Here is a 206-nt window from a genome sequence, read left to right as displayed (position 1 = left end):
GTTGGTGAGGTAATGGCTCACCAAGGCGACGATCCGTAGCTGGTCTGAGAGGATGATCAGCCACACTGGGACTGAGACACGGCCCAGACTCCTACGGGAGGCAGCAGTGGGGAATATTGGACAATGGGCGCAAGCCTGATCCAGCCATACCGCGTGTGTGAAGAAGGCTTTCGGGTTGTAAAGCACTTTCAGCGAGGAGGAAAAGG

Annotated in this window: 1 rRNA gene; it reads left to right on the top strand. The window is 56.3% G+C overall.

Going from position 1 to position 206, the window contains the following annotated elements:
• Positions 1–206: ribosomal RNA gene (locus E1189_RS00025) — 16S ribosomal RNA — on the top strand; the annotation flags it as partial.

The organism is Parendozoicomonas verongulae (genome assembly GCF_009711465.1).
Taxonomy (GTDB): Bacteria; Pseudomonadota; Gammaproteobacteria; order Pseudomonadales; family Endozoicomonadaceae; genus Sansalvadorimonas; species Sansalvadorimonas verongulae.
Note: the sequence above shows the minus strand (reverse complement) of the source record. Positions and strands in the feature narration are given on the sequence as shown.